This is a genomic window from Streptomyces griseomycini (assembly GCF_014203535.1).
Lineage (GTDB): Bacteria > Actinomycetota > Actinomycetes > Streptomycetales > Streptomycetaceae > Streptomyces > Streptomyces griseomycini.
In genome coordinates this window covers 515,122-541,047 of sequence record NZ_JACHJI010000006.1, presented here as the reverse complement: position 1 = coordinate 541,047, position 25,926 = coordinate 515,122, and the positions used below count along the sequence as shown (strand labels likewise).

The window sequence follows — 25,926 nt, the reverse complement described above, 5'->3', positions numbered from 1 at the left end:
CCGTGCCGCACGCCCCTTTGTCGTACCGGGTTCAGACCAGCAGATCGCCCTCGACGACCGTCACGGCCCGCCCGCTCAGCAGGGTGCGCTCGCCGCGCACCTCCGTGCGGACACGGCCGGAGCGCGGCGAGGCCTGGAGGCCGGTGAGGACGGAGCGGCCGAGACGCTCGGACCAGTACGGGGCCAGAGCGGTGTGCGCGCTGCCGGTGACCGGGTCCTCGTCGATGCCGACGTTCGGGAAGAAGCAGCGGGAGACGAAGTCGTAGCCCAGGGCGGGGTTCTCGGCGCGGGCGGTGGCGATGACTCCGCGCTCGGAGTGGGCGGCCAGGGCCCTGAGGTCGGGCCGCAGGGCGTGGACGGTCCGCTCGTCGGCGACCTCGACGAGCAGGTCCCCGGTGTTGGGGCCGGTGTCGAACGCCGTGCGCGGCCGGGCGCCCAGCGCCTCGGCGACACCCTCGGGAACGTCGACCGCGGTGAGCGGAGCGGTGGGGAAGTCCAGCGTGACGGCGCCGTCCTCGCCGGGGGTGGCGATGAGGACGCCGCTCAGGGTGGCGAACCGCACCGGTCCCTTGTGCGCGCCGGTGGTGTGCAGGACGTGCGCGGTGGCCAGCGTCGCGTGGCCGCACATCGCGACCTCGGTGGTGGGGGTGAACCAGCGCAGGGCCCAGTCGGCCTCGCCGCCCTCCGGGAGCGGGTGGGCGAAGGCCGTCTCGGCGTGGTTGACCTCCAGGGCGACGTTCTGGAGCCAGGGGTCGTCCGGGAAGGAGTCCAGGAGCAGGACCCCGGCGGGATTGCCGGCGAAGGGCCGGTCGGTGAAGGCGTCGACGATTCGAATCCGCATGGCCCGACCGTAAGGGTTCGGCGGAGCCGGGGGCCAAGGCCAATGGGCGGGCGCTGGACCGGTCGGCACGGGGCCGCCGGGCCGTCGGCGCGGGGGCCGCCCGAGGACGACGGCGAGCCGGGAACCGGCCGGGGGCCGCCCGCCGCGACGGCGGACGCCCGACGGCCGGACCGCGGGGCGAAGGGCCGGGGCCCCCGCCGCCGCACGCCTCAGCCGGCCGGGTGCGGGGCCGGGCCGGATCCGCCGTGCTCCGTCGCCTCCGCCTGCAGGTGGCGGACGTCGGCGAGGGTCGTCGCCAGGGTCTGCCAGATGTGGGTCGCCAGGTCGAAGTTCCTGGACTCGGTCGCCTGCTGCCCGAGTCGCTGCAGGACGGCGATGCCCTGGTCGACGCGGCCGGCCAGGATCTTCAGCCGGCCGTCGAGGACCGACAGCCGCACCCGGTCGCGGTAGGACAGACGCAGGTCCTCCTCCGCCAGCAGGGCGCCGCTGAGCTCCCGGGCCTCGTCCAGCCGACCCTTGTGGAAGGCCAGATGGGCCTGGAGCGCCCGCAGTTCCTGCACCTGCAGGGGCGTGCCGATGAGGCCGAGGACGGACTCGGCCTCGCTCAGCCAGCGGTCGGCCGCGGCCACCCGGGGCGGTGACATCTGCAGCGCGGCGGCGGTGGCGGCGGCCCGCAGCCGGGTCCACAGGACGAGGTCGTCCTTGCCCTGGACGAGGCCCAGGGCCGTCTCCAGTCTGGCCTGGGCGGCGGCGTGGTCGCCCTGGCGGTTGCTGACCACGGCGGCCGTCCACAGGGCCTCGGCCGCCTGGGCCGGCGCGGCCGAGGGCAGCAGGTCCCGCTCCAGCTCGGCGACGTGCTGTCCGGCCTCGTCCAGCCTGCCGAGTTCCGTCTCGATGCTGATCAACACCATGAGGGCGGCCATGACGTCGGCCACCGGGAGGTCGCCGGCGCGCGCGATCGACAGCGCCTCCACGGCCGCCGGCTCCGCCCCCCGTATGTCGCCCAGTGCGCGCAGGCAGCGGGCGTACCGCGCGTGCGACCGGGCCCGCAGGTCCGCCGCCTGCAGCAGGTCGCCCAGCTCGATGAGCTCCAGCAGCCGGGCGCGCTCCCGCTGGTAGTCGCCGTTCCGGCCGGCGGCGCGGCTCAGCAGCCACAGGGCCTGCCAACGGGCGGCGGGGTCGTCCCCCGGATCCTCGTCTACCGCGCGGCTGAGGGCCGCGGTGTCGTCCGTGCCGGGCGGCGCCGACGTCACGGCGGCCAGGACGTGGCTCAGGGACCGGCCCTCCGCGACCCGGGTCAGCGCGGCCGCCTCGACGCCGAGCCGTCCGGCGAGATAGGCCACCGCGCGTTCGGTGGGGCGCCGCTCACCGGACTCCAGGCGTGACAGGTACCCCGTCGACATGCCCTCGCCGACGAGGCTCGCCTGGCTCATGCCCCGCTCCAGCCGGAGCCTTCTCAGCCGACGGCCGAAGTGCGGCTGCTCGAGCATCTCCCACCTCTGGTCCGCTGGTGCGTCCGTCAGGGCCTCCGTTTCCGGCCGCGCCGGGCGGAGTTGGCAACACCTTAGGGAGCGCGTAAAGGGGCGGCAAGTCAATATGACCTGTCCAACTCTCCAGCTCAGATGCCCTGTTCGGGCTCCAGGATGACCGCTCGCGGGCAATCGGGAGTGCGGAAAGAACCTCCCCGACAAGGGAGTTGACAAGTTATCCAGGTCACCTGGCAAACCCTTGTCACGGTGGTTGCCGCACCTTAGTCTCAGGGGTGCCGTCCTGGCGCGATTCCCCTCTTCTCGTCCCATGGAGGTATTCGTGCTCCGTCACGCCCCACCGGGTTCGCCGCGGAGACCGACCGTACGGCTGGTCGCGGGCGTCGCCGCCGCGGCTCCCGCGGGCACACCGGTGATCCTCGGGCACCGGGCGTCCGCGCTCCTCGGAGCCGGCGCCCCGGACCCCGGCCCGCTCCACCCGCCGGGCGGCGTCCCGCCGACCTCGAACGGCGAGATCGAATGGCCGTGACAACGTTATCCATCCGGTCGCGATCCGGCACCGGCCCCCTGCTCCCCCTTGATCCGGCCAGAAGTCCGGCGGTCGCGGCACGCGCCCGGACGACGCCGGACACCTGACCCGAGCCACCGCCGAGGTGGCGCGCACCGGCACCGGGCCGTCACCGGCACCCCGGCACCGACGCACCGGAACGGCCGCGCGCACAGCAGTACTTCCCAGCCCCCCACGCGCAGGAAGAAGGACGGTACGTCCGTGGTGACCACGAGTGCGCCCGGCGCTTCGCCCCGCAAGGAGAAGGGAGCCGTGCACCCGGCTCCCCCCGCCCCCCGGCACCTCGCCGGAGACGGCACACCGGCCGGCGCGGCACCACAAGGTGTCTGCACGGCCCACGCGTCCCCCGGGGACCCGGTCGTCACGGCCGCGGAACCCGAATTCGCCCGGCAATTCGGCCTGAGCGCGGCCGAGATACGCGGGCACCGCCTTCTCGACCTCCTCCAATCGCGGGTGCCGAACCGCCTGCGGGAACAGTTCACCGCCCTTTCCGAGGGCCGTCGCCGCCGTTTCACGGAAAGGGTGACGGGGCGGAACGGAAACGGCCGTGTCTTCTCCGCGGAAGTGACCGGCACCGCCGTCAGGAGTCCGTCGGGAGAAATCGTCGGCCTGGCCGTCGTCTTCCGCCCCGTCGCCGACGCCCGCCGGCCGGAAGGGGCCGGCGGGGCGGGGGAATCCACGGGACCGGTGCTCAGCGCCCTCGACGCGCAGGTCCTGGAGGGAGTGGCCGGCGGCGAGTCCACGGTGCAGCTGGCCTCCCGTCTCTACCTGAGCCGTCAGGGAATCGAGTACCGCGTCGGACAGATGCTGCGGAGGTTCGACGCTCCCAACCGTCCCGCGCTGGTGGCCCGCGCGCACGCGCTCGGCATGTTCGCCGCGGGCCAGTGGCCGCCCCGCGTCCTTCCGGAGCGGGTCAGGTAACCCGGGACGGAGTCCGGCGGCCCTCCGGCGGCCGTGGCGGTGCCCGCCGCCACGGCCGCCGACGCGTGTCCGGACGCCGGAGGGCCGCCGCGCCGTCGCGGGAGGCCGGCCCCCGCCTCACGCGGCCGAGGGCTGCCACGCCTCCTGGAACCTGCGGCGGGCACGGAACAGCCGGGAGCGCACGGTCCCCACGGGCAGCGACAGGACCTCGGCCATCTCCTCCTCGTTGAGCCCGTAGGCGCGCAGGGTGAGGACCTGCCGGTGCGCCCGCGACAGCCGCTCCAGCACGTCGCTGATGTGCACCGCGTCCAGCGGGTTCGCCTCCTGTCTCGACTCCAGGTCCGAACAGGTCCGTTCCTCGCCGTACCGCTTCGCCGCGCGGACGGCCTCGCGGACCGTCACCGAGCGCACCCAGCCGTAGAACGCGGCCGGTTCGCGCAGGGTGCCCAGACCGCGGTAGATGGCGAGCAGCGCCTCCTGCGTGGCGTCGGCGCCGTCGTCGTGGGTGATGGACCGGCAGATGCGCGCGACGTAGGGCGTGATGCCGGTCAGCAGGCGGTTCATCGCGTGCTCGTCGCCCGCCTGGGCGCGGGGGAGCAGCGTCAGGGGGGAGGGGGGTGCGCCGACGGTGGTCATGCGGGGGAACTCCTCACGGCGGCCGGGCGTGTGCGTGAGCCGGGGGCGGGGCGGCCTTCAGACGAGGTCCGCGGGGACGTGCTCGGGCCGGGCGGTGTTCGCGAAGGCGAGGAGGCCGTCGAGGACGTCGTCGCGGAACGCCGCGGTGAAGGACGGGCTGAAACAGGCCGTGTAGTGCGGGAACTCGATGGAGAGCCGACCCTCGAAGGAGACCACGCACGCCATGACGGGGCTGCGCCCCGCCTGCGGGAAGTACTGCTCGCGGGCGGGCACGAGGCGGACGTCGACCGCCCGCAGCCCGTTCGGCAGCCGGGGGCCGGGGACGACGCCCATGTTGGTGACGATCACCGTCGCCAGCTGCAGCGCGGGGTTCCGGGGGATCTCCGGGGTGATCCGCATCTCGTGGAACTGGTCGCCGCGGGCGAGGAAGTCGCCCAGGCGGGCGTGGACGGTGCGCGCCAGTTCCAGCGGATCCGGGGCTCCGGGCACCTCGAGGGTCTGCAGGTGGGTGGTGACCGCGGGCACCATGACCGACGCGGGCAGCGGCGGGGACAGCCGCGACCGCAGGTCGACGGGGGACAGGCAGCCGAGCGTCCGGGGGCCGTCACCGTCCAGGCGCCGCCTGGCCGCCGTCAGCAGGGCCGCCGCGATCAGGGAGTGCACGGAGACACCCGACTGCCGCGCCGTCCGGCGCAGGCGTGCGGTGCGCTCCGTGTCCAGGGTCAGCCGGCACACCTCGATGTGCCCGTCGCCGGAGCCGTCCGCGCCCGGACGGTGCCCGGTCGCGGAGGGGCGCCGCACGTCGTACGGCACGAGTTCGACCGGGTGCCGTCGCACCTCCTCGAGACGGCCGGCCAGGTACCCGGCCGTCTCGGCCGCGTCGGCGGGAGGCAGCAACGCGCTCACGGGCCGCGGCCAGTGCGGCTCCGCGGACACGGCGGCCGCCGCGCCCCCGGCCCCCTCCCCGTCGACCAGCGCCCGGTAACGGTTCCACAGCGCGTTGTGCAGGGCGATGCTGCTGTGGCCGTCGGTGACGGTGTGGTCCACCAGCAGCACGAACAGGTGGCGGCCGCCGTCGGGTGCGCTGACCAGGACGGCGCGGGTCAGCGGCCCCCCGACCGGCAGGGGCCTGTTCAGCTCGGCGGCGTAGGCCTCGTCCTCGTCACCGGTGCGCGTGACCAGCCGGGGGCGCTCGTCCTCCCCGAGCAGACGCAGCGCGTGACCCGTGCCGTCCGGCACGATGCACGAGCGCAGCGTCGGGTGCTGCGCGGTCACGGCGTCGAACGCGGCCGACAGCGCCTCGACGTCGACGTGCCCGCGCAGGGAGCAGGAGAGGACGGCTCTGCTTCTCTGGCCCACGTAGAGCGTCTCAACCGGACACAGCGCACGGTGCATGCCGTCAGCCCTCTTTCGGTCGTCCATTTCGTGTCCCCGCGGCCACGCATCGGTGCGCCGGCGTCGGCCGGCCGGGGAATTCGGGGTCCTTCCGAGAGTGCACCGCGCGGCGCGGCCGGATCCACCCGAGAGGGCGACGGAAAGGGAAGTCGCGTGATTTCCCTAAAGGTTGACTCCGATCGCGCACTCCCTCCGGTTCGATTCTCCAGGGGAAAACCTGAATTGACGCCCAGGTGCCCGGTCCGGCCTTGACCCTTCCGGCATCGGCAGCGCACCGTGATGTGCCGTAGAACCGGCGGTGGGGCGGCACGCACCTCCCCCCGACGTGCGACCTCCCCTTTCCGCCCCGTGGGCCCGCCCTGCGCGTACGACGACGCGAGGGCGGCCCGGGGCGATGGCCGCACCCGTCCGATCCGGCCCGGCCTTCGCCGGCCGGGACACCCACGGCTGCCACGTGAGGGTTGTGCTATGCCACTCCAGGACCACGAACGTCGACCGCTGTCCGGGGCCCAGGAAGGGCTCTGGTACGCCCAACGGCTCGCCCCGGACAGCGCCGCGTACAACACCGCAGAGGCGGTCGAGATCCACGGCCCCCTCGACACCGGCCTCTTCGAGACCGCCCTGCGGCGCACCGTCGCCGAGGCCGACACCTTCGCCCTGCGCTTCGTCGACACCGACGACGGCCCCCGGTGCCGCACCGCGCCGGATCCGGACGACTGGACCCTGCACCGGGTCGACGTCCGTGACACGCAGGACCCCGAGGCCGCCGCGTGGGCGTGGATCCGGGCGGACCTCACGACCCCGGTGGACACGGAGAAGGGGCCGCTGTTCTCGCACGCCCTGCTGACCCTGGCGCACGACCGCTTCATCTGGCTGCTGAGGGCCCATCACCTCCTGCTCGACGGCTACAGCTACAAGCTCCTCGGGCGGCGTCTCGCCGAGACGTACACCGCGCTGGCCGCGGGGCGCGAGCCGGACCCCACCGTCTTCGCCCCGGTGAGCCGGCTCCAGGCCGAGGAGGCGGCCTACCGCGACTCCGAGCGGTACGCCCGCGACCGCGCCCACTGGGCGACCCGCCTGGCCGGGCTGCCCGAGCCCGCCCGGCTCACCTCCCGCACCGCCGCCCCCACCGCCCCCTTCCTGCGCCGCACCGCCGAACTGGAGCCCGCGGGGACCGGCGCCCTCGACGCGGCCGCCGCACGCCTGGGCGTCTCGCGCACCGACCTGCTGACCGCCGCCACCGCCGCGTACCTGCACCGGATGACCGCCGCCGAGGACCTGGTGCTCGGCCTGGCCACGATGAGCCGGCCCGGCAGCGCCGCGCTGCGCACCCCCGGCACCGCCTCCGACGTCCTCCCGCTGCGCGTGGCCGCCACCCCGGACACACCCGTCGCGGAGCTGATGCGCGCCGTCGCGGAAGAACTGCGGGCCGTGCGCCGGCACCAGCAGTACCGGGGTGAGTTCCTGCGCCGCGACCTGGGCCTGCTGGGCACCGGACGCCGGCTGTACGGGCCGGTGCTGAACATCGTCCCGTTCGACGAGTCACCGGTCTTCGACGGGCACCCCACCACCTGGCACCACCTGTCCGGCGGAGCAGTCGACGACCTGCAGATATCGGTACGGCCCGGGGCCCGGCCCGGCGGCCTGTGGCTGGCCTTCGACGCCAACCCCGCCCTGTACGAGGAGGACGAACTCGCCCTGCACCGCGAGCGGTTCCTGACCGTGCTGCGCCGACTGGCCGAGGCGGAGCCGACGGTGCCGCTGCGGGACCTGGACGTGCTGCTGCCGGGCGAGCACCCCCGCGACACGCCCGTGCGCACCCATCCGGTCGAGCACACCCTCACGGAGCTGTTCGAGCGGCAGGCGGCGGCCGCACCCGGGCGGACCGCCGTCACCTGCGGCGACGAGCGCCTGACGTACGCCGAGCTCAACGCCGAGGCCAACCGCCTGGCCCGGCTGCTGACCGAACACGGCGCGGGACCGGGCCGGGTGGTGGCCCTGGCCCTGGAGCGCGGCCCGCGGCTGCTGCCCGCCCTGCTGGCCGTGCTCAAGACGGGCGCCGCCTACCTCCCCCTGGACCCCGGCCACCCGGCGGAGCGGCTGCGGCTGGTCGTCGGGGACGCGGCCCCCGTCGCGCTCGTCACCGAGCACGCCCACACCGGCCCGGCCGTCGCGGACGCGTGCCCCGTCGTCGTGCTGGACGACCCGGAGACGGCCGCCGGACTCGCCCGCCGGTCCGCGGCCGACCTGACCGACGCCGACCGGCACGGGCCGACGGGCCCGTCCGACACCGCCTACGTCATCCACACCTCCGGTTCCACCGGCCGCCCCAAGGGCGTTCCGGTACCGCACTCGCACGTCGTCCGGCTCTTCGCCGCCGCCGCGGAGCACTTCGACTTCGGCGCCGACGACGTCTGGACGCTGTTCCACTCCCACGCCTTCGACTTCTCCGTCTGGGAGATCTGGGGCGCACTGCTGCACGGCGGCCGGGTCGTCGTCGTCCCGTACGCCGTCAGCCGCTCGCCCCGGGACTTCCTGGAGCTGTTGCACCGGGAGGGCGTCACCGTCCTCAACCAGACGCCCTCCGCCTTCGAGCAGCTGATCGACGCCGACCTCGAACGGGACGGCGGGACGGGCGCGTTGCGCTACGTGGTGTTCGGCGGCGAGGCCCTGCGCCCGGAGCGCCTGCGCCCCTGGGCGGACCGGCACGGCCTGGACCGCCCGGTGCTGGTGAACATGTACGGCATCACCGAGACCACCGTGCACGTCACCCACCACCGCCTCACCCGCGCCGACCTGGACGACCCGCGCCGCACCGGCGTCATCGGCCGCCCGCTGGCCGATCTGCGCGTGCACCTGCTGGACGCCGACGGACGGCCGGTGCCGCCCGGCGCGACCGGCGAGATGTACGTCTCCGGCGCGGGCGTGGCCGCCGGGTACCTGAACCGGCCCGAACTGACCGCCGAACGTTTCCTGGACGACCCCTACGGCCCGCCCGGCACCCGGATGTACCGCTCGGGCGACCTGGCCCGGCGCCGCGCGGACGGCACGCTCGACTACCTCGGCCGGGCCGACGCACAGGTGCAGATCCGCGGCTTCCGCGTCGAGCCGGGCGAGATCGAGGCCGCCCTCGCCACCCACCCGGGCGTCGCCCGGGCCGCCGTGGTGGTCCGCCGCGCCGACAACGGCGCCCAGCAGCTCGTCGCCTACACCGTCCCTGCCGGCGGCGAACCGCCGAGCCCCGCCGGCCTGCGTGCCCACGCCGCGGCCCGGCTGCCCGAGCACATGGTCCCGGCCGCCTGCGTCCCCGTCGACACCCTGCCGCTGACCGCCAACGGCAAGCTGGACACCGCGGCCCTGCCCGCCCCGGACTTCACCACCGCCGCGTCCGGCGCCCGGCCCACCACACCCCAGCAGGCCCTGGTGTGCGGGCTGTTCGAGGACGTGCTGCGGCTGCCGCGCGACACCGTCGGCACCGACGTGAACTTCTTCGACCTCGGCGGCGACTCCCTGCTCGCCACCCGCCTGCTGGCCCGCCTGCGGCACGAGACCGGCGCCGAGATCCCCATCACGGCCCTGTTCGGGGAGCCGACACCGGCCGCCCTCGCCGAACGGCTCACCGAGCGGACCGGCACCGCCCTCCCGCGCCCCGCCCTGGGCGACGCCGTGCGCCCGGAGCGCCCGCCGCTGTCCTTCGCCCAGGAACGCATGTGGTTCCTCCACCGGCTCGACGACGGAGCGGCGACCTACCACATCCCCCTCCTCGTCCCGGCGCCCGACGGCCTCGACACCGAGGCGCTGCGCGCGGCCCTCGGCGACCTGGCCGACCGCCACGAGACCCTGCGGACGGTGTTCGCCGAGCACGACGGCGTGCCGTACCAGCGCGTCCTGCCGCCCGGCGAACTGCGCCCGCGGCTGCGCCTGGTGGACTGCCCCGCCGCGGAGACCGCCGCCCACGTCACCGCCGCGCTGCGGCACCGCTTCGACCTGACCGCGGAAAGCCCCCTCGCTGCCTGGCTGCTGGGCACCGGAACCGACCGCACCCTGCTGTTCGTCCTGCACCACAGCGCGGCCGACGGTTGGTCGCTGCGCCCCTTCGCGGACGACCTGAGCACCGCCTACGCGGCCCGCCGCGCCGGCCGGGCGCCCGAGTGGACCCCGCTGCCCGTGCAGTACACCGACCACGCCCTGTGGCAGCGCGCCCTGCTGGCCCCCGAGCCGGACGGCCCGGGACGGCTGGAGCGGCTGACCGCCCACTGGCGCACGGCGCTCGCCGGCCTGCCCGAGGAGTGCACCCTGCCCGGCGACCGGCCGCGGCCCGCCGCGCCGCGCGGCGGCGGCGCGCACGTCGACGCCGACGTCGACGCCACCCTGCACCGGGACCTGCTGGACCTGGCCGACCGCGCGGGCGCCAGCCTGTTCATGGTGCTGCACGCCGCGGTCAGCGCCCTGCTCACCCGCTGCGGCGCCGGCGAGGACATCGTCCTCGGCACCCCGGTCGCGGGCCGCACCGAACCCGCCCTGGACCACCTGATCGGCCTGATCGCCAACACCCTGGTCCTGCGGGCCGACACCTCCGGCGACCCCGCCTTCCGGGACCTCCTCGCCCGGCTGCGCGACGACGACCTGGCCGCCCTGGACCACCAGGACCTGCCCTTCGACCGGCTGGTGGACGAGCTCAACCCGCCCCGCACGCCCGGCCGGCACCCGCTGTTCCAGGTGATGCTGGCCCTGCAGAACAACGAACCCGCCGAACTCCGGCTGGAGGGGCGGCGGACCCGGCTGCGGCCGACCGCCACCGGCACCGCCAAGTTCGACCTCTTCGTCGACGTCCTGGAACGGCGCACCCCCGAGGGCGCGCCCGACGGCCTCGCGGTCCACGTCGAGTACGCCACGGACCTGTACGACGCCGGCACCGCCGAGGCGTTCACCCGCGCCCTGCACGACGTCCTGCGCGCGGTGTGCGCCGATCCCGGCGTCCGCCTCGGGGAACTGCCGGCGCTCCCGGAGCGCACCCCGGTCCCACCCGCACCCGGCACCGCGGAGCTGGAGGGCACGGCGCTGTCCGTGCCCGGCATCCGCGACGCCCGCGCCCTCCCGGGCACCGACGGCCGTCCGCCGCGTCTGTACGTGGTGCCGGGGCGCGCGGACGCCGCAGAACGCGTCGAGGAGGTCCTGCACCGCGCCGGCCACGGCACGGTCCGCGTCACGGCGGTCAACGCGCTGCCCCTCGACGGCGACGGCGCCGTCGACACCGAGGCGCTGCGCGCCCTGCCCGCCGTCGACCGCACCGCGGCCGGGACCTGGCGGGACCACCTGGCCCGCGTCCCCGGCGTCACCACCGCCGAGGTGACGGCGGAGGACGTCCCCGAGGAACTCGGCCGCCGCCACGTCGGCCTGCCCGACCGCACCGAACCGCCCGCCGGGACCGCCGTCACCGGCCCCGCGTCCGCCGTCCCGGCGCTCAGCGAGGGCCCCGCCCTCGGCGAACCGTCCGTGTCCGGCTGGGCACAGGCCCTGCGGCGCGCCGCCGAGCGGGGCCGGGGCGACATCGTCCACGTCCACGCCGACGGCAGCGAGCACCGGCGCAGCTACGCCTCCCTGATCACGGAGGCCTCCCGGGTGCTGGCCGGACTGCGCCGGGCCGGACTGCGCCCCGGCGACCGGGTCGTCCTCCAGTGCGACGCGAGCGAGGACTTCCTCGCCGTGCTCTGGGGCTGCGTCCTCGGCGGTTTCGTCGCCGTCCCGCTGACCGTCCCCGCCTCCTACGACACGCCCTCCGCGGCGCTGACCAAGCTGGAGGGCATCTGGCGGATGCTCGGCAGGCCCTGGATCGTGTGCTCGGCCGGCCGCGAGGCCGGACTGCGCGCCCTCGCCGTCCGGCAGGAGTGGCCCGGGCTGCGGCTGACCACGGCCGACGCGCTGCGCGAGGCGCCCGAGGACCACGACTGGCACCCCGCCCGGCCCGACGACCCGGTCCTGATGCTGATGACGTCCGGCAGCACGGGCCTGCCCAAGGCGGTGCGCCTCACCCACCGCAACGTGCTGACCCGCTCCGCCGCCACCGAGCAGATGAACGGACTCGGCCCGGCGGACGTCTCCCTGAACTGGATCCCGCTGGACCACGTCACCGGCGTGGTGATGTTCCACCTGCGCGACGTGTACCTGGGCTGCCGGCAGATCCACGCGCCCACCCCCTGGATCCTCCAGGACCCGCTGCGCTGGATGGATCTCGCCGACCGGCACCGGGTCACCGTCACCTGGGCGCCCAACTTCGCCTTCGGGCTGCTCGCCGAACAGGCCCACCGCTTCGCGGACCGCACCTGGGACCTGTCGCCGATGCGGCTGGTGATGAACGCCGGAGAGGTCGTCGTGGCCGCGGCGGCCCGCCGGTTCCTGCACGCGCTCGCGCCCTTCGGCCTGCCGCAGGACGTGATGCACCCCGGCTGGGGCATGTCCGAGACCTGCTCGGTGGTCACCGACGCCGTGCTGCCGGCCGAACCCGGCGACGGGGAGGGGGCGTTCGTCAGCTGCGGCCTGCCCTACCCCGGGTTCGCCATGCGGATCGTCGACGACGCCGGCACGGTGCTCACCGAGGGCGACGCCGGACGGCTCCAGGTCCGCGGCACCTCCGTGACCGGCGGCTACCACGACAACCCGGAGGCCAACGCCGAGGCGTTCACCGGGGACGGCTGGTTCGACACCGGCGACCTGGCGTTCCTGCGCGACGGCGAGCTGTACATCACCGGCCGCGCCAAGGACGTCATCATCGTCAACGGCGTCAACCACTACAGCCACGAGATCGAGGCCTGCGTCGAGGAACTGCCGCACGTGGTCCGCAGTTTCACCGCCGCGGTCGCGGTGCGCTCCGACCCGTCGGCGCCCACCGACGAACTGGCCCTCTTCTTCCGGCTCGCTCCCGAAGCCCGCGAGACCTCCGGAGGGGACACGGCCGCCGCCCTGCGCGAGATCGCCGGCAAGGTGACCCGGGAGATCGGCGTCAGCCCCGCCTTCCTGATCCCGGTGGAGGCGGACGCCGTCCCCAAGACCGAGATCGGCAAGATCCAGCGCACCAGGCTGCGCAAGAGCTTCGAGGCGGGCGCCTTCGACGAGGAGGTCCGCCGGGCCCAGCTGCTGCTGGGCACCGCCGCCACCGTGCCCGACTGGTTCCTGCGACCGGTGTGGCGGCGCGCCCGGGCGCACCGGTCCGCCACGGTCCCGCCCGGCCGGCACACCCTCGTCCTGGCGGGCGCCGACCCGCGCGTCCACCGGCTCGCCGGGCGGATCGCCGACGCGCTGCGCTCCGGCGGCGGACTGTGCACCGTGGTCACCGACGGCACGGCGTACACCCGGCTCGACGCCGCCCGCTACCGGATCCGGCCCGCCGAGGAGGCCGACCACACCGCGCTGCTGGGACAGCTGGAGCGCGACCTGCGGCCGGTCGACGCCGTCCTCCACCTCGACGGGCTGAGCACCGCCGGGACGTCCGGGGCGGCACCGGCCGACGACACCGGCCCGGCACGCCTGCTCGCCCTCGTCCGGGCCCTCGCCGCCCGGCCCGGCCGGCCACGCCCCGTCGACCTGCTGCACGTGACGGCCGGCGCCCAGGCCGTCCGCCCCGGCGACCGGCCCTCCCCGGCGCACGCCATGGCGGGCGCCCTGCTCAAGTCACTGCGCGAGGAGTTCGGCTGGCTGCGCGGCACGCACCTCGACCTGCCCGCGGACACCGACGAGGACCCGCTGCCCGTCCTGCTCGCCGAGACGGCGGCACCGCCGTCCGACACCGAGGTGGCCCACCGCGGCGGACACCGCCACGTGCGCCGCCTGGCGCCCCTGCCGGACACGCCGCCCCGCGCGCAGGCGCCCGCGCACGACGGGTTCACCCTCGTCAGCGGAGGACTGGGCGGTGTCGGCGGCGAGGTCGCGGCCCACCTGCTGCGCACGCCCGGCACCCGGCTGCTGATCCTGGGACGCACACCGCTTCCCGAGCGGGACGAGCGGGGACCCGCGCCGGCCCGCCGCGAGGTCCTGAGGCGGCTGCGCGAGCTGGGCGAGGTCCGCTACGCGTGCGCCGACGTCACCGACCTGGCGCAGGTGCGGGCCGCGGTGGACGCCGCCACCGAGGCGTGGGGAGTGCCCCTGGCGGCGGTGCTGCACCTGGCCGGGACCCTCGTCGAACGCCCCGTCGGCGACCTGGACCCCACCACCTGGCGCCGGGCGTTGGAGGCGAAGGCGGACGGCGCGTGGACGCTGCACCGGCTCACCGAGGACCACCCGGTCGGCTCCTTCATCACCTTCTCCTCGGTGAACGGCTGGTTCGGCGGCGCCATGAACGCCGCCTACGCCGCCGCCAACGCCTACCTGGACGCCCTCGCGCTGCACCGCCGCGGCCTCGGCCTGCCCGCGCAGAGCCTGGCCTGGAGCATGTGGCGCGAGCACGGCGTGAGCCGCGGCTACGGCCTCACCGCGCTCACCGAGGCCCGCGGCTACCGGCCGCTCGACGCGGCCTCCGCGCTGCGCTCCTTCGACCTGGCCCGCACCCTGGACGAGCCGCACCTGCTGATCGGCGCCGACCGCACCGCCCCCTGGGTGCGCAGCCACGTCGTGGCCCCCGTCCGCCCGGTGCGGCGGCCGGCCGCCCGCGTCGGCCTGGAGGACGGCACCGACCTGGGCGCCCTGTACCGCGCGGCGGCCGACGCCGCCCGCGCGGCGGGCCTGCCCGACGACTGGGTGCTGCGCTCGGCCGGTACCGGCGCGCCCCTCGACCGGGCGGACGCGGGCGAGGAGGCGCGGCGCCTGGAGAGCCGCCTCGCCGAGGTGTGGTGCGGCGTACTGGGCCGCGACCGGGTGGGCCGGGACGAGAACTTCTTCGACCTCGGCGGCAACTCGCTGCTGCTCGTCACCGCGAAGAGCGCCGTCAACAGCGCCTTCGGTGCCGACCTGTCGGTCGTCGACCTGTTCGCCCACCCCACCGTGCGGGACCTCGCCCGCCACCTGGCCGCCCGGACCGGCCCCGGCGCCACGACCGGTCCGGAACCAGCACCGGCCGCACCCGTCGGACAGCGGTCCGCCGATCCCGCGCCACCGCGGTCCGCCGGGTCCGCACCGAGCGGCCTGGACCGCGCCAAGGAACGAGCACAGCGGCAACGTGCGGCCCGGGCCCGCCGCACCGCACGGCACGAAAGGGGCCGGGGCCATGCGTGACACCACCGAGCCGCAGGACGAGCAGGCACCCGCCGTCGCCGTGATCGGCATGGCGGGCCGCTTCCCCGGCGCCGACGACCTGGACGCCTTCTGGGACAACCTGGCGGCCGGCCGGGAGGCGGTGCGGCCGATCACCGACGAGGAGTTCCTCGCCGCGGGCGGGGACCCGCGCGACCTCGACGACCCCTCGCTGGTCCGCGTGGCCTCGGTCGTGGAGGGGGCGGACCGCTTCGACGCGGACTTCTTCGGGTACAGCCCCGCCGAGGCCGCCGTCGTGGACCCGCAGCAGCGGCTGCTGCTGGAGACCGCCTACCACGCCCTGGAGGACGCCGGCTGCCTGGGCGGCGACCGCACGGCCGGGACGTTCGGCGTGTACGCGGGCAGCGGCGACAGCCGCTACTACCCCGCCCACGTGTACCCGCGCCACGCCGGGCGGCCCGGCTCGGTCGAACTCGTCCACGCGGCCACCGCCAACTCCCTCGGCACGCTCGCCACCCGCGTCTCCTACGAACTGGGCCTCACCGGCCCCAGCGTGTCCCTGCAGACCGCCTGCTCCACCGCCCTCGTCGCCGTGCACACCGCCTGCCAGGACCTGCTCGACCACCGGTGCGACACCGCGCTCGCCGCCGCCGTCTCCCTCAACCCCTCGGCGATGCTCGGCTACCGGCACGTGCCCGACGGGCCCTTCTCGCCCGACGGCCACTGCCGGGCCTTCGCGGCGGACGCCGCCGGCACCTCCTCCGGGGACGGCGTGGGAGCCGTGGTGCTCAAGCGCCTGGAGGACGCCCTCGCGGACGGCGACCGCGTCCGCGCCGTCATCCGCGGCAGCGCCGTCAACAACGACGGGCGCCGCAAGGTCGGCTTCAGCGCGCCCAGCGCCGCCGGGCAGACCGAGGTCGTCCTCGCGGCGCAGGCCCAGGCGGAGGTCGACGCCGGCACCATCGGACTGATCGAGGCGCACGGCACCGCCACCAAGCTCGGCGACCCCATCGAGGTGTCCGCGCTCACCGAGGCGTTCCGGCAGAGCACGGAGCGGACCGGCTTCTGCGCCCTCGGCTCGGTGAAGACCAACATCGGCCACCTGGGGGCGGCCGCCGGCATCGCGGGGCTCATCAAGGCCGTCCTGGCCCTGGAGCACCGGCAGATCCCGCCGAGCCTGCACTTCGACCGGCCCAACCCGCTCATCGACTTCGCCTCCGGCCCGTTCCGGGTGCCCACCGCCCTGGAGGACTGGCCCGAGGGCGACCACCCGCGCCGGGCCGCCGTCAGCGCCTTCGGCATCGGGGGCACCAACGCCCACGTCGTCCTGGAGGAGGCACCGCCCGCCGCCCCCGCCGCACCCCGCCCGGCGGAGGAGGACCGGCGCCTGGTGCTGCCGCTGTCCGCGCGCACGGCCGGCGCGCTGCGCGGCCAGGCCGAGGCCCTCGCCCGCCACCTGGAGCGGCGGCCGGAACTGCGCCTGGACGACGTCGCGCACTCCCTGCGCACGGACCGGCCCGCGCTGCGCCACCGCCTCACCGTGACCGCGGCCTCCCGCGAGGAGGCGCTGGACGCCCTGCGCGCCGCCGCCCCCACCACACCGCCGACCGGGGACGAACCCGCCCGGGTGGCGTTCCTGCTGCCGGGCGGCGGCACCCAGTACGCCGGCATGGGCGCCGGGCTCTACCGGGACCACGCGGTCTACCGGGACACCGTCGACGAGTGCGCCCGCATCCTGCGCCCCGCGCTCGGCACCGACCTGCGCACGGCCCTCTTCGAGCAGCAGCGGCCCGGCGACACGGCCGCGTTCCTCGGACTGGTGGTGACCGAGTACGCCCTGGCCCGCACGCTGATGGAGGCGGGCGTGCGCCCGGACGCGCTCATCGGCCACTCGCTCGGCGAGTACACGGCGGCCTGCCTGGCCGGCGTCGTCGACCTGGAGGACATGCTGCCCCTGGTCACCGAACGCATCCGGCTGATCGCCTCCGCGGGCGGCGCCACCGTCGGCGTGGCCGCCCCCGCGCAGGACGTGACGCCGCTGCTCGACGAGGAGCTGTCGCTGGCCGCGGTCAACGGTCCCGGCGCCTGCACCGTCGCCGGACACCTCGACGCGGTCGAGCGCCTGGAGGCCGAACTCGCCCGCCGCGGCGTCCCGTTCCGCCGGCTGCGCATCCCCGTCGCCGCGCACTCCCACGTCCTGGACCCGGTCCTCGAGGCCTTCGAGCGCCACCTGCGCACGGTGACGCTGCGCCCGCCGCGCATCCCGTACGTCACCAACGTCACCGGCACCTGGGTCACCGACGCACAGGCCACCTCCGTACGGCACTGGACCGACCACACCCGCCACACCGTGCGGTTCGCCGACGGCATCGCCGCCCTGTGGGAGCGGCTGCGCCCCGTCCTCGTGGAGATCGGACCGGGGGACACGCTCACCAGGCTGGCCGCCGCCCGGCTCGCCGACGAGGCGCCGGTGACGGTGACCACCATGCGGCACGCCAAGGCCGAGGCGTCCGACGGCTTCGTCCTCGCCGAGGCCCTGGGCCGGCTGTGGAGCGCGGGCGTGGACACCGCCCTCCCGCCGGTGCCGGGCACACCGCGGCGGGTCCCGCTGCCCGGGTACGCCTTCGAGCGGCAGCGCCACTGGATCGACGCACCCGGTGCCCGCACGGACCCCGCCGCGCCGGACGCCCCGGCCGCGGCGGACCGGGGCGCCGCCCTGGCCCCGCGGCCCCGGCTGACCACGCGGCTCGTGCCGCCGCGCACCGACCGCGAACAGGCGGTGGCCCGGCTGTGGGAGGAGACCCTCGGCATCGGCGGCATCGGCGTGCACGACAACTTCTTCGACCTCGGCGGCGACTCGATGCGCGCCGTGCTGCTGGCCGGCCGGCTGCGCCAGGCCGGTGTCCTCGACGTACCGGCCGCGAAGCTGCTGGCCGCGCCCACGGTGGCCGGGGTCCTCGAGGCGGCCGGGGAGGAGACCGCACGGACACCGGGCGCCGCCGCGCTGGGCCCGCTGCTGCCGCTGCGCGCCGAGGGCACCGCCACGCCCCTGTTCTGCGTCCACCCCGGGGCGGGCGTGTCCTGGCGCTACACGGGGCTGCTGCCCCACCTGGGCGGCGACCAGCCCGTCTACGGCATCCAGGCCGCCGGTCTGGACGGCACCCGGCCGCCCGCGCCGGACGCCGGCGCCATGGTCACCGCGTACCTCGACCTGGTGCGCGAGGTGCAGCCGCACGGCCCGTACCGGCTGCTGGGCTGGTCGTACGGCGGATTCGTGGCGCACGCCATGGCCTGCGCGCTCCAGGAGCGCGGCGAGCGGATCGAACTGCTCGCCATGCTCGACGCCCCGCAGCCGCACGGCACCGCCCACGACCCCGACGCGGCCGAACGCCAGGTGGCGGCCCTGCTGTCACGGGTCGCCGGGCTGCCGCCCGAGGCCGGGGCACCGGACGTGGACGCGGTACTCGACCGCATCGGCGCCCGTGTCGCCGACGACCCGGCCGCGTCACCGGTGACCCGTGGGGAGGCGGCCGCCATCGCGGCCGTGATGCGCAACAACCTGCGCATCGCACCGCAGTTCGCCCCGGGCCTCTTCCGCGGCGACGTGCTGTTCTTCAGCGCGGACGAGGAGCCGGCCACGGACTTCCCGGCCGACCCGGCGGTGCTGGCCGGCAAGGCCGACGCCTGGCGGCCCCACGTGGACGGCACCCTGCAGGACCACCGAGTCCCCTGCGGCCACTACGAGATGACCGAGCCCGAGCCGATCGCCCGCATCGGCACGGCGGTCGCCAAGGCGCTGCGCGCGCTCGGCGGATGACCCGCCGCGGCGCCCGCCCCCGTTCCGCGTCCCCGGCCCACCGAGTACGACCCGACCGTTCAGGAGACCCCACGTGACCGTTACCCAGGACCTCTACGAACTCGGCGACGCGCCCGAGATCGGCACCGTCCCCAAGAAGATGTACGCCTCGCTCATCCGCCGCGAGCGCTACGGGCAGCCCGTCGACGCCTTCCGCACCGAGGTCGTCGACGTGCCGCCGGTCGGCCGCGGGCAGGTCCTCGTGAAGGTGATGGCGGCCGGCGTCAACTACAACAACGTGTGGGCGGCGCTGGGTTCGCCGCTCGACGTGATCGCCGCCCGCCGGAAGGCGGGCGCCACCGAGGACTTCCACATCGGCGGCTCCGACCTGTCCGGGATCGTGTGGGCGGTCGGCGAGGACGTGCGCGGGGTGAAGCTCGGCGACGAGGTCGTCGTCCTCGCCAGCCGCTGGGACGAGGCCGCCGAGGACATCCGCCTCGGCGCCGACCCCGCCTTCTCCACCACCCAGCGGGTGTGGGGGTACGAGGAGAACTACGGTTCCTTCGCGCAGTTCGCCGTCGTCGACGACTACATGCTCCACCCGAAGCCGGCCCGGCTGTCCTGGGCCGAGGCGTCCTGCTACATGGCGACCGCCGCCACCGCCTACCGGCAGCTCTTCGGCTGGGAGCCGCACACGGTGCGCCCCGGCGACCCGGTGCTGATCTGGGGCGGCGCCGGCGGACTGGGCTGCATCGCCATCCAGCTCGTCCGGCACGTCGGCGGCATCCCGGTGGCGGTCGTCTCCAGCGAGGAACGCGGCGAGTTCTGCCTCAAGCTCGGCGCCGAGGGCTGGATCGACCGGCGGGAGTTCGACCACTGGGGACGCATGCCGGACACGTCCGACGACGAGGCGATGCGCCGCTGGCTGACCGGCGCCCGCGCCTTCGGGCGGCGCTTCTGGGAGGTGCTCGGCGAGCGCCGCAACCCGCGCGTCGTCCTGGAGCACTCGGGCGCGGACACCATCCCGACCTCGATGTACCTGTGCGACAACGGCGGCATGGTCGTCATCTGCGGCGGCACCACGGGGTACAACGGCGACGTGGACCTGCGCTTCCTGTGGATGCGGCAGAAGCGCCTGCAGGGCTCGCACGTCGCCTCCGCCCGCGAGGCGCGGGAGGTGACCCGGCTGATCGACCAGGGGTTCGTCGATCCGTGCCTGTCGCGGACCTTCTCCTTCGACGAGATCGGCCTGGCCCACCAGCTCATCCACGACAACCGCCACCCGGCGGGCAACATGGCGGTGCTGGTCAACGCGCGGGCGTGAGGGACGCGGGCCGGTGAGAGGGCGGGGGTCCGGCGGGTTCCCGCCCCCTCACGCCGGGCCGTGCCCGCGGTGGCCCGCCGGCGTGCGGGTCAGACGGCCGACCGGCCCACGACGTAACTGAACACGCCCCGGCCGACGGGCACCACCCGCACCCGCACCGCGTGCGCGGGACGAGCGCGCCGCTCGATCCGCAGGCCCTCCCCGGACGGACGCGCCCGCAGGTCCCGCAGGTTTCCCGGCGGGCCGGGCGCGCCCGAGCCGTCCGGCCCGCGCAGGGCCTTCCACGCGGCCTCCTTGGCCGAGAACAGCGCCGTCACGGACCAGCCGCACGTGTCGTACAGCAGGCCCTCCTCGTCGTCGCGCAGCACCAGGCGCGCCGCGCCGCGGGGAAGGGGCCGCAGCTCCAGGTCGCAGCCGAGCGGGGTGTCCCGGCCCGGCGCGCGGGCCACGGCGACGGCGATCCCGGAGCTGTGCGAGATCGACGCCGGCCGCCCGGGCGCGAACACCGGCAGCCGTCCCGAGCGGGGGATCTCGCCGCAGTCCAGCCCCACCGCGCGCAGTGCCCGGCGGGCGGCGTGCCGCCCGGCCAGGAACTCCTGCCGGCGCCGGTGCGGCATCGACGCGGCGGCGGACGCCTCGGCGGGCCCCGCGGGCGTCAGGTGCGGCTCCGAGACGACGGCGACCCCCAGACCGAGCCCGGCGGCGGCCAGCCGCGGACGCAGCCGCAGCAGCACGTCGACGGTGAGCCGGTCGGGTGCGCCGCGGGCCGCGACCGGAGCGGCCGCCGGACCGCCGGTTGCCGGACCGCCGGCCGGGGGACCGGAACCGAGGGTGTCCGCGCCGGGCGCCGCGACCGCGGGGGTCGCCGGGGAGGAGGCCGGAGGGGCGCCGGCGGCGCCGCCCGTGCCGGGAACCGGATCGCGGCGTCCGGTTCGCCCGCCGTGTGCCGGAGCGGGGACGGAACCGGCCGGCCACCGGGTCCCCGCCGTGTGCCGGTTCCGTCCGGGGCGGCCCGTCATCGCGTACCGGTCCGGGTGGTCCCGTGCACCGTCAGGCCCGCAGCAGCTTCTTGACGATCTTGCCGGCCGGGTTGCGCGGCACCTGCTCGATGAACTCCACCCGCCGCGGGCGCTTGTACGGCGCGAGCAGTCCCGCGACGTGCCCCAGCAGCTCCGCCGCGCCCGTGCCCGCCTCCACGACCACGTACGCCAGGGGCACCTCGCCGTAGTCCTCGTCGGGCGTCCCGACGACCGCGGCGTCCCGGACCGCCGGATGCGTCATCAGGGCGCGCTCGATCTCCGAGGGGTAGACGTTCTGGCCCGCCCGGATGATGACGTCCTTGGTGCGGTCCACGAGGTGGATGCGCCCCTCGTCGTCGACGAACCCCAGGTCGCCCGTCCTGATCCAGCCGTCGAGGGTGATCTCGCGGGTGGCCTCCGGGTCGTTCCAGTAGCCCTGCATGACACCCGGCCCGCGCACGACGATCTCACCGATCTCGCCGTGCGGCAGCTCCCGGCCGCCCCCGTCCACCGCGCGGGCGGACATGCCCGGCACCACGCGCCCGCAGGGGATGCGGGCGGTGACGTCCCCGGGGGCGGGGTGCTCGTCGGGGCCGAGCGTGACGAAGGGCCCGCCGACCTCGGTCATCCCGTACACCTGGCGGAAGCCGCAGCCGAGCCGGCGCACCGCCTCGGCGTACACGTCGAGGGGCATCGGGGCGGCGCCGTACAGGACCTCCCGCAGCGAGGACAGGTCGGTGCGGTGCGAGCCCTTGGCCTGCAGCATGAACCGCAGCATCTGCGGCACCGTCCACAGGTGCGTGGCGCGGTGCCGCTCCACCGCGGAGAGCGCCCGCTGCGGGGTGAATCCCGGCATCAGCACCACGGTGGCGCCGGCCGCCATGTAGGTCAGCGACACCACCATGCTGCCGTGGTACAGCGGGCAGCAGTTGGCCAGGACGATGTCGTCGGTGGGCCGCGCCATGACCAGCCAGCCGAGGGCGATGGCCCGGAACGACCCGCTGTCGACGGTGACGCCCTTGGCCTGCCCGGTGGTCGCCGAGGTGTGCAGCACGGCGATCGGGTCGGTGTCGGGCACCTGGGGCAGCTCCCGCTCGGGGGAGGCGGTGCCCAGCGCCCCGAACGCGGGCTTGTCGAAGGCCATCCGGATCCGCACCGAGGCCGGCAGCTCGGGGTGCCGGTCCAGCAGGTCCGACTCGCCGAGGACGGCCACCGCCCCGACGCGTTCGACGATGCCGGCGACCTCGGGCACGGCCAGGCTGTGGTTCAGCGGCACGAACAGCGCGCCGAGCCGGGCGAGCGCGAAGTAGCTCTCCATGACCTCGACGCGGTCCTTGGAGAGCACGGCGACCCGGTCGCCCCGCTCGATGCCCAGCTCCGCCAGCCCCCGCGCCAGTTCGACCGTACGGTCGTGGAACTCGGCCCAGGTCACGGAGCGTCGCTCGTCCACCAGCGCGGTCCGGCCGGGAAAGCACTGGCGGTTGCGCTCCAGCAGCTGGGTCAGCCACATCACGCACCGCCGGGGGCGCCGGCGACGGAGCGCTCGGCCACGAAGCGCTCGTAGTCGGCGATGGTGTGCAACCGCTCCATGTCCTCGGCGGTGATCTCCACCCCGAGCCGCTGCTCCACGAGCAGGACGAGGCGCACCAGATCGCCGGAGTCGATACCGCTGGCGGCGAGGTCGACGTCGTCGCCGACGGCGTCGGCGTACTCGGCCGTGCCGGTGAGCTCGACCAGCAACTCCCTGATGGTGCTCATGGTTTCCCCTTTCGCTCCGGCGTGCCGGCCGCCGTGCGGTTCTCGACTGTCACCCCTACGAGAGGCGGGCGCGGCCGGTCCCACTCCCCGGCCCGCCGCGTGAGCTTTGTCACGCGCCCGGGCCGGGAGCGGCGGGGATAGCCGGGGCCCGCACGCGGCCTCTTACCGCAACGAGGAGACCCGCTCCGCCACGCCCCGCACCGGCAGGGCGCGGGCGTCCGAGGCCGAAGGAGTGATGCGAGTGCCCAGGCAGCCGGTAGGGACCCGGGCGACGGGACGGTGCCCGGTGCGCCGCACCGACACGGCGGACACCGGTCGTGCGGGCGGTGCCGCGTGAGCGCGGGGGACGCCGCCGTCGCGCCCGCGGGGCAGGAGGAACTGCTCGCGCGCTTCGACGCGCTCGTCGCCGGGGGCGGGACGGTCGAACCGCGCGACTGGATGCCCGACGGGTACCGCCGCATGCTGATCCGCCAGATCGCCCAGCACGCCCACTCCGAGATCATCGGCATGCAGCCGGAGGGCGCCTGGCTCACCCGGGCCCCGTCCCTGCACCGCAAGTCGGTGCTCATCGCCAAGGTCCAGGACGAGGCGGGCCACGGCCTGTACCTGTACTCGGCCGCCGAGACGCTGGGCGTGGACCGCGCGGACCTGCTGGACGCCCTGCACCGGGGCCAGCAGCGCGCCTCGGCCACCTTCAACCATCCCGCGCTGACCTGGGCGGACACGGGAGCCGTCGCGTGGCTGACGGACGGCGCCGCCGTCATCAACCAGGCGCCCCTGTGCCGCACCTCCTACGGGCCGTACGCCCGCGCGATGCGCCGCGTCTGCCAGGAGGAGGCCTTCCACGTGCGGCAGGGCTACGACCTGATGCGCGCGCTGTGCGAGGGGACACCGGAACAGAGGGCGATGGCGCAGGACGCGGTGGACCGCTGGTGGCTGCCGGCCGTGGCGCTCATGTTCGGCCCGCCGGACACCGAGGCGGGCGGCGCCGGCGCGCGGACCGCCGCGCCGGGCGCCGCGGTCTCCCGCCGCGCGAGGGCCTGGGGGATCAAGCGCCACACCAACGACGAGCTGCGCCAGCGCTTCGTCGACCAGTGCGTGCCGCAGGCCGAACGCCTCGGCCTGACGCTGCCCGACCCGGCCATCCGCTGGAACGAGGAACGCGGCCACTACGACTTCACCCCGGTCGACTGGGACGTGTACCGCAAGGCGCTGGGCGACGACACGCACTGGGCGCGGCAGCGGATCGCGCACCGCCGGGCCGCCCACGAGGACGGCGCCTGGGTCCGGGAGGCGGCCGCCGCGTACGCCGCCCGTGAGGACACGGTCCCGGAGGAGGCCGCGTGAACCGGACACGGGAGGGCGCACCGGCGTCCTGGGAGGTCTTCCTGCGGGCCCGCCGGGGCCTGGCCCACCAGCACGTGGGGTCGGTGCGCGCGGCCGACCCGGACGCGGCGCTGGCCCTGGCCCGCGACCTGTACACGCGCCGGGGCGATCCGCTGTCGCTGTGGGTGGTCCGCTCGGACGCCGTGCACGCGGCCTCCCCGGACGAGCACGACCCGTACTTCGCGGGCGCCCGCCACAAGCCGTACCGGTACCCGGAGCACTTCCCGCCGCTGACCGAGAAAGGCCCCGAAGGTGACGACCACGAGTGACGCCCCGGCGGAGCCCGCCACGCGGCGACCGGCCGCGGCGGCCGCCGCCGGCGGCACCGCGCCCGCCCCGGGCGGCGGCACCGACGCCGACCTCGCCGTGCACCTGGTGCGGCTCGGTGACGACGCCCTGGTCCTCGGGCAGCGGCTGTGCCAGTGGATCACCCGCGCGCCGACCGTCGAGGAGGACCTGGCGCTGTCCAACATCGCCCTCGACCTGATCGGCCACGCCCGGACCCTGCTCACCCGCGGCGGACGGCTCGACGGGAGCGGCCGCACCGAGGACGACCTCGCCTTCACCCGCTCGGAGCGCGAGTTCACCAACGCCCTGCTGACCGAACTGCCGGGCGGGGACTTCGCGGTGACCGTGGCCCGGCAGCTCGCGTACACGCACTACGCGGTCCTGTACTACGAGGCGCTGGCCGGCTGCGCCGACGCCGAACTCGCGGCCTTCGGGGCGCGCGCCGCCAAGGAGGTCGCCTTCCACCGGCTGCACGCGGACCGCTGGACCCTGCGGCTGGGACGCGGGACACCGGAGAGCGCCCGCCGGATGCGGCGGGGTCTGGAGCGGGTGTGGCCCTACACCGGCGAACTGTTCGACGAGGACGACGTGGTGCGGCGCCTGGCCGCGTCGGGCACGGCGCCCTCGCCGGCACCGCTGCGCCCGGTGTGGGAGCGGCGCGTCGCCGAGGTGGTCGCCCGCGCCGGACTCGCCGTGCCCGCCCCCTCCTGGCAGGCCCGGGGCGGACGCGCCGGCCTGCACACCGAGGAGTTCGGCCCGCTGATCGCCGAACTGCAGTCGGTGCACCGGCAGTTCCCGGGAGGCACCTGGTGAGCGGATCGGCACCGGCCACGGCCCGCCGTTCCGTGCGGGAGGTGCGGGAACGGGTGGAGGCGGTCCCGGACCCGGAGCTGCCGGTGATCGGCCTGGGCGACCTCGGCGTGGTGCGCTCGGTCGCCCCGGGCGCCGACGGCGTCCTCGAGGTGGAGATCACCCCCACCTACCTGGGCTGCCCCGCCCTGCCCGCGATCACCTCGGCGGTGCGGGACGTCCTGGCCGCCTGCGGTCACCCCGACGGGCGCGTACGGCAGGTCCTGTCCCCGCCGTGGACCACGGACCGCATCACCGCCGAGGGACGGCGCAAGCTCGCCGCGCACGGCATCGCCCCGCCCGCGTCCCCGGCCCCGGACGGCCCCGTCACCGTCGAGCTGGGCGGGGTGCCGTGCCCGCACTGCGGTTCGCGCGCCACCCGGCCGCACAGCGACTTCGGCCCGTCCCGCTGCCAGTCGGTGCTGTGGTGCACGGCGTGCCGTGAGCCCTTCCCCCACCTGACCGCACTGTGAGG

The 25,926-nt window shown here is 75.8% G+C and carries 15 protein-coding genes; 8 read left to right on the top strand and 7 right to left on the bottom strand.

Going from position 1 to position 25,926, the window contains the following annotated elements; translation table 11 throughout:
• Nucleotides 1-31 precede the first annotated feature (31 nt).
• Entirely contained in the window at nt 32-841 is an 810-nt protein-coding gene (locus FHS37_RS20130; RefSeq protein WP_184823173.1) for a PhzF family protein, read from the bottom strand.
• 209 nt (nt 842-1,050) lie between these two features.
• Nucleotides 1,051-2,331 (bottom strand): helix-turn-helix domain-containing protein, encoded by a 1,281-nt coding sequence (locus FHS37_RS20125; RefSeq protein ID WP_184823171.1) that lies wholly within the window; start codon nt 2,329-2,331, stop codon nt 1,051-1,053.
• A gap of 766 nt (nt 2,332-3,097) precedes the next feature.
• Here FHS37_RS20125 and FHS37_RS20120 point away from each other — a divergent pair.
• Nucleotides 3,098-3,817, top strand: a complete 720-nt coding sequence (locus tag FHS37_RS20120; protein WP_184823169.1) for a PAS domain-containing protein — start codon at nt 3,098-3,100, stop codon at nt 3,815-3,817.
• 117 nt (nt 3,818-3,934) lie between these two features.
• Here the strand turns inward: FHS37_RS20120 and FHS37_RS20115 are convergent, their stop codons facing one another.
• Together FHS37_RS20115 and FHS37_RS20110 are read right to left on the bottom strand one after the other, a co-directional pair.
• Nucleotides 3,935-4,453, bottom strand: a complete 519-nt coding sequence (locus tag FHS37_RS20115; protein WP_184823167.1) for an RNA polymerase sigma factor — start codon at nt 4,451-4,453, stop codon at nt 3,935-3,937.
• Between the two features lie 57 nt (nt 4,454-4,510).
• Nucleotides 4,511-5,848 (bottom strand): phthiocerol/phthiodiolone dimycocerosyl transferase family protein, encoded by a 1,338-nt coding sequence (locus FHS37_RS20110; RefSeq protein WP_184823165.1) that lies wholly within the window; start codon nt 5,846-5,848, stop codon nt 4,511-4,513.
• A gap of 468 nt (nt 5,849-6,316) precedes the next feature.
• On the opposite strand from FHS37_RS20110, the gene FHS37_RS20105 reads away from it, so the two are divergent.
• From FHS37_RS20105 to ccrA, 3 genes are all read left to right on the top strand, one after another.
• Nucleotides 6,317-15,052: a non-ribosomal peptide synthetase gene (locus FHS37_RS20105; RefSeq protein ID WP_184823162.1), complete on the top strand. Its 8,736-nt coding sequence runs from the start codon at nt 6,317-6,319 to the stop codon at nt 15,050-15,052.
• Entirely contained in the window at nt 15,045-18,848 is a 3,804-nt protein-coding gene (locus FHS37_RS20100; RefSeq protein ID WP_184823160.1) for a type I polyketide synthase, read from the top strand. The genes FHS37_RS20105 and FHS37_RS20100 overlap by 8 nt, the downstream gene beginning before the upstream one ends.
• A 73-nt stretch (nt 18,849-18,921) precedes the next feature.
• Nucleotides 18,922-20,151 (top strand): crotonyl-CoA carboxylase/reductase, encoded by a 1,230-nt coding sequence (gene ccrA / locus FHS37_RS20095; RefSeq protein WP_184823158.1) that lies wholly within the window; start codon nt 18,922-18,924, stop codon nt 20,149-20,151.
• An 89-nt stretch (nt 20,152-20,240) separates the two neighbouring features.
• On the opposite strand, the gene FHS37_RS20090 is transcribed toward ccrA, so the two are convergent.
• From FHS37_RS20090 to FHS37_RS20080, 3 genes are all read right to left on the bottom strand, one after another.
• The gene (locus tag FHS37_RS20090) at nt 20,241-20,885 is read right to left on the bottom strand and encodes an enterobactin synthetase (protein WP_229889732.1); all 645 of its coding nucleotides are present in this window, start codon (nt 20,883-20,885) and stop codon (nt 20,241-20,243) included.
• 316 nt (nt 20,886-21,201) lie between these two features.
• On the bottom strand, nt 21,202-22,680 hold the full coding sequence (locus FHS37_RS20085) for a class I adenylate-forming enzyme family protein (protein WP_184823154.1): 1,479 nt from the start codon (nt 22,678-22,680) through the stop codon (nt 21,202-21,204).
• A complete protein-coding gene (locus FHS37_RS20080; RefSeq protein WP_159530493.1) occupies nt 22,680-22,928 on the bottom strand; it encodes an acyl carrier protein in 249 nt (82 codons plus the stop codon). The genes FHS37_RS20085 and FHS37_RS20080 overlap by 1 nt, the downstream gene beginning before the upstream one ends.
• 333 nt (nt 22,929-23,261) lie before the next feature.
• Between FHS37_RS20080 and paaA the strand changes: the two genes are divergently transcribed.
• From paaA to paaD, 4 genes are read left to right on the top strand one after another with little or no spacing between them, the layout of a single operon-like run.
• On the top strand, nt 23,262-24,275 hold the full coding sequence (gene paaA / locus FHS37_RS20075) for a 1,2-phenylacetyl-CoA epoxidase subunit PaaA (RefSeq protein WP_184823152.1): 1,014 nt from the start codon (nt 23,262-23,264) through the stop codon (nt 24,273-24,275).
• Nucleotides 24,272-24,583, top strand: coding sequence for a 1,2-phenylacetyl-CoA epoxidase subunit PaaB (gene paaB, locus FHS37_RS20070; RefSeq protein WP_184823150.1), 312 nt, complete (start codon nt 24,272-24,274; stop codon nt 24,581-24,583). The genes paaA and paaB overlap by 4 nt, the downstream gene beginning before the upstream one ends.
• Nucleotides 24,567-25,415: a 1,2-phenylacetyl-CoA epoxidase subunit PaaC gene (gene paaC / locus FHS37_RS20065; RefSeq protein WP_184823148.1), complete on the top strand. Its 849-nt coding sequence runs from the start codon at nt 24,567-24,569 to the stop codon at nt 25,413-25,415. The genes paaB and paaC overlap by 17 nt, the downstream gene beginning before the upstream one ends.
• Complete coding sequence (gene paaD, locus FHS37_RS20060) at nt 25,412-25,924, top strand: 1,2-phenylacetyl-CoA epoxidase subunit PaaD (protein WP_229889733.1); 513 nt, start codon at nt 25,412-25,414, stop codon at nt 25,922-25,924. The genes paaC and paaD overlap by 4 nt, the downstream gene beginning before the upstream one ends.
• Nucleotides 25,925-25,926 lie beyond the last annotated feature (2 nt).

Coding starts and splice junctions, on each gene's coding strand:
- FHS37_RS20080 (WP_159530493.1), bottom strand. CDS start 22,928: ATGAGCACCATCAGGGAGTTGCTGGTCGAGCTCACCGGCACGGCCGAG.
- FHS37_RS20110 (WP_184823165.1), bottom strand. CDS start 5,848: ATGCACCGTGCGCTGTGTCCGGTTGAGACGCTCTACGTGGGCCAGAGA.
- FHS37_RS20125 (WP_184823171.1), bottom strand. CDS start 2,331: ATGCTCGAGCAGCCGCACTTCGGCCGTCGGCTGAGAAGGCTCCGGCTG.
- FHS37_RS20105 (WP_184823162.1), top strand. CDS start 6,317: ATGCCACTCCAGGACCACGAACGTCGACCGCTGTCCGGGGCCCAGGAA.
- FHS37_RS20115 (WP_184823167.1), bottom strand. CDS start 4,453: ATGACCACCGTCGGCGCACCCCCCTCCCCCCTGACGCTGCTCCCCCGC.
- FHS37_RS20100 (WP_184823160.1), top strand. CDS start 15,045: ATGCGTGACACCACCGAGCCGCAGGACGAGCAGGCACCCGCCGTCGCC.
- FHS37_RS20130 (WP_184823173.1), bottom strand. CDS start 841: ATGCGGATTCGAATCGTCGACGCCTTCACCGACCGGCCCTTCGCCGGC.
- FHS37_RS20085 (WP_184823154.1), bottom strand. CDS start 22,680: ATGTGGCTGACCCAGCTGCTGGAGCGCAACCGCCAGTGCTTTCCCGGC.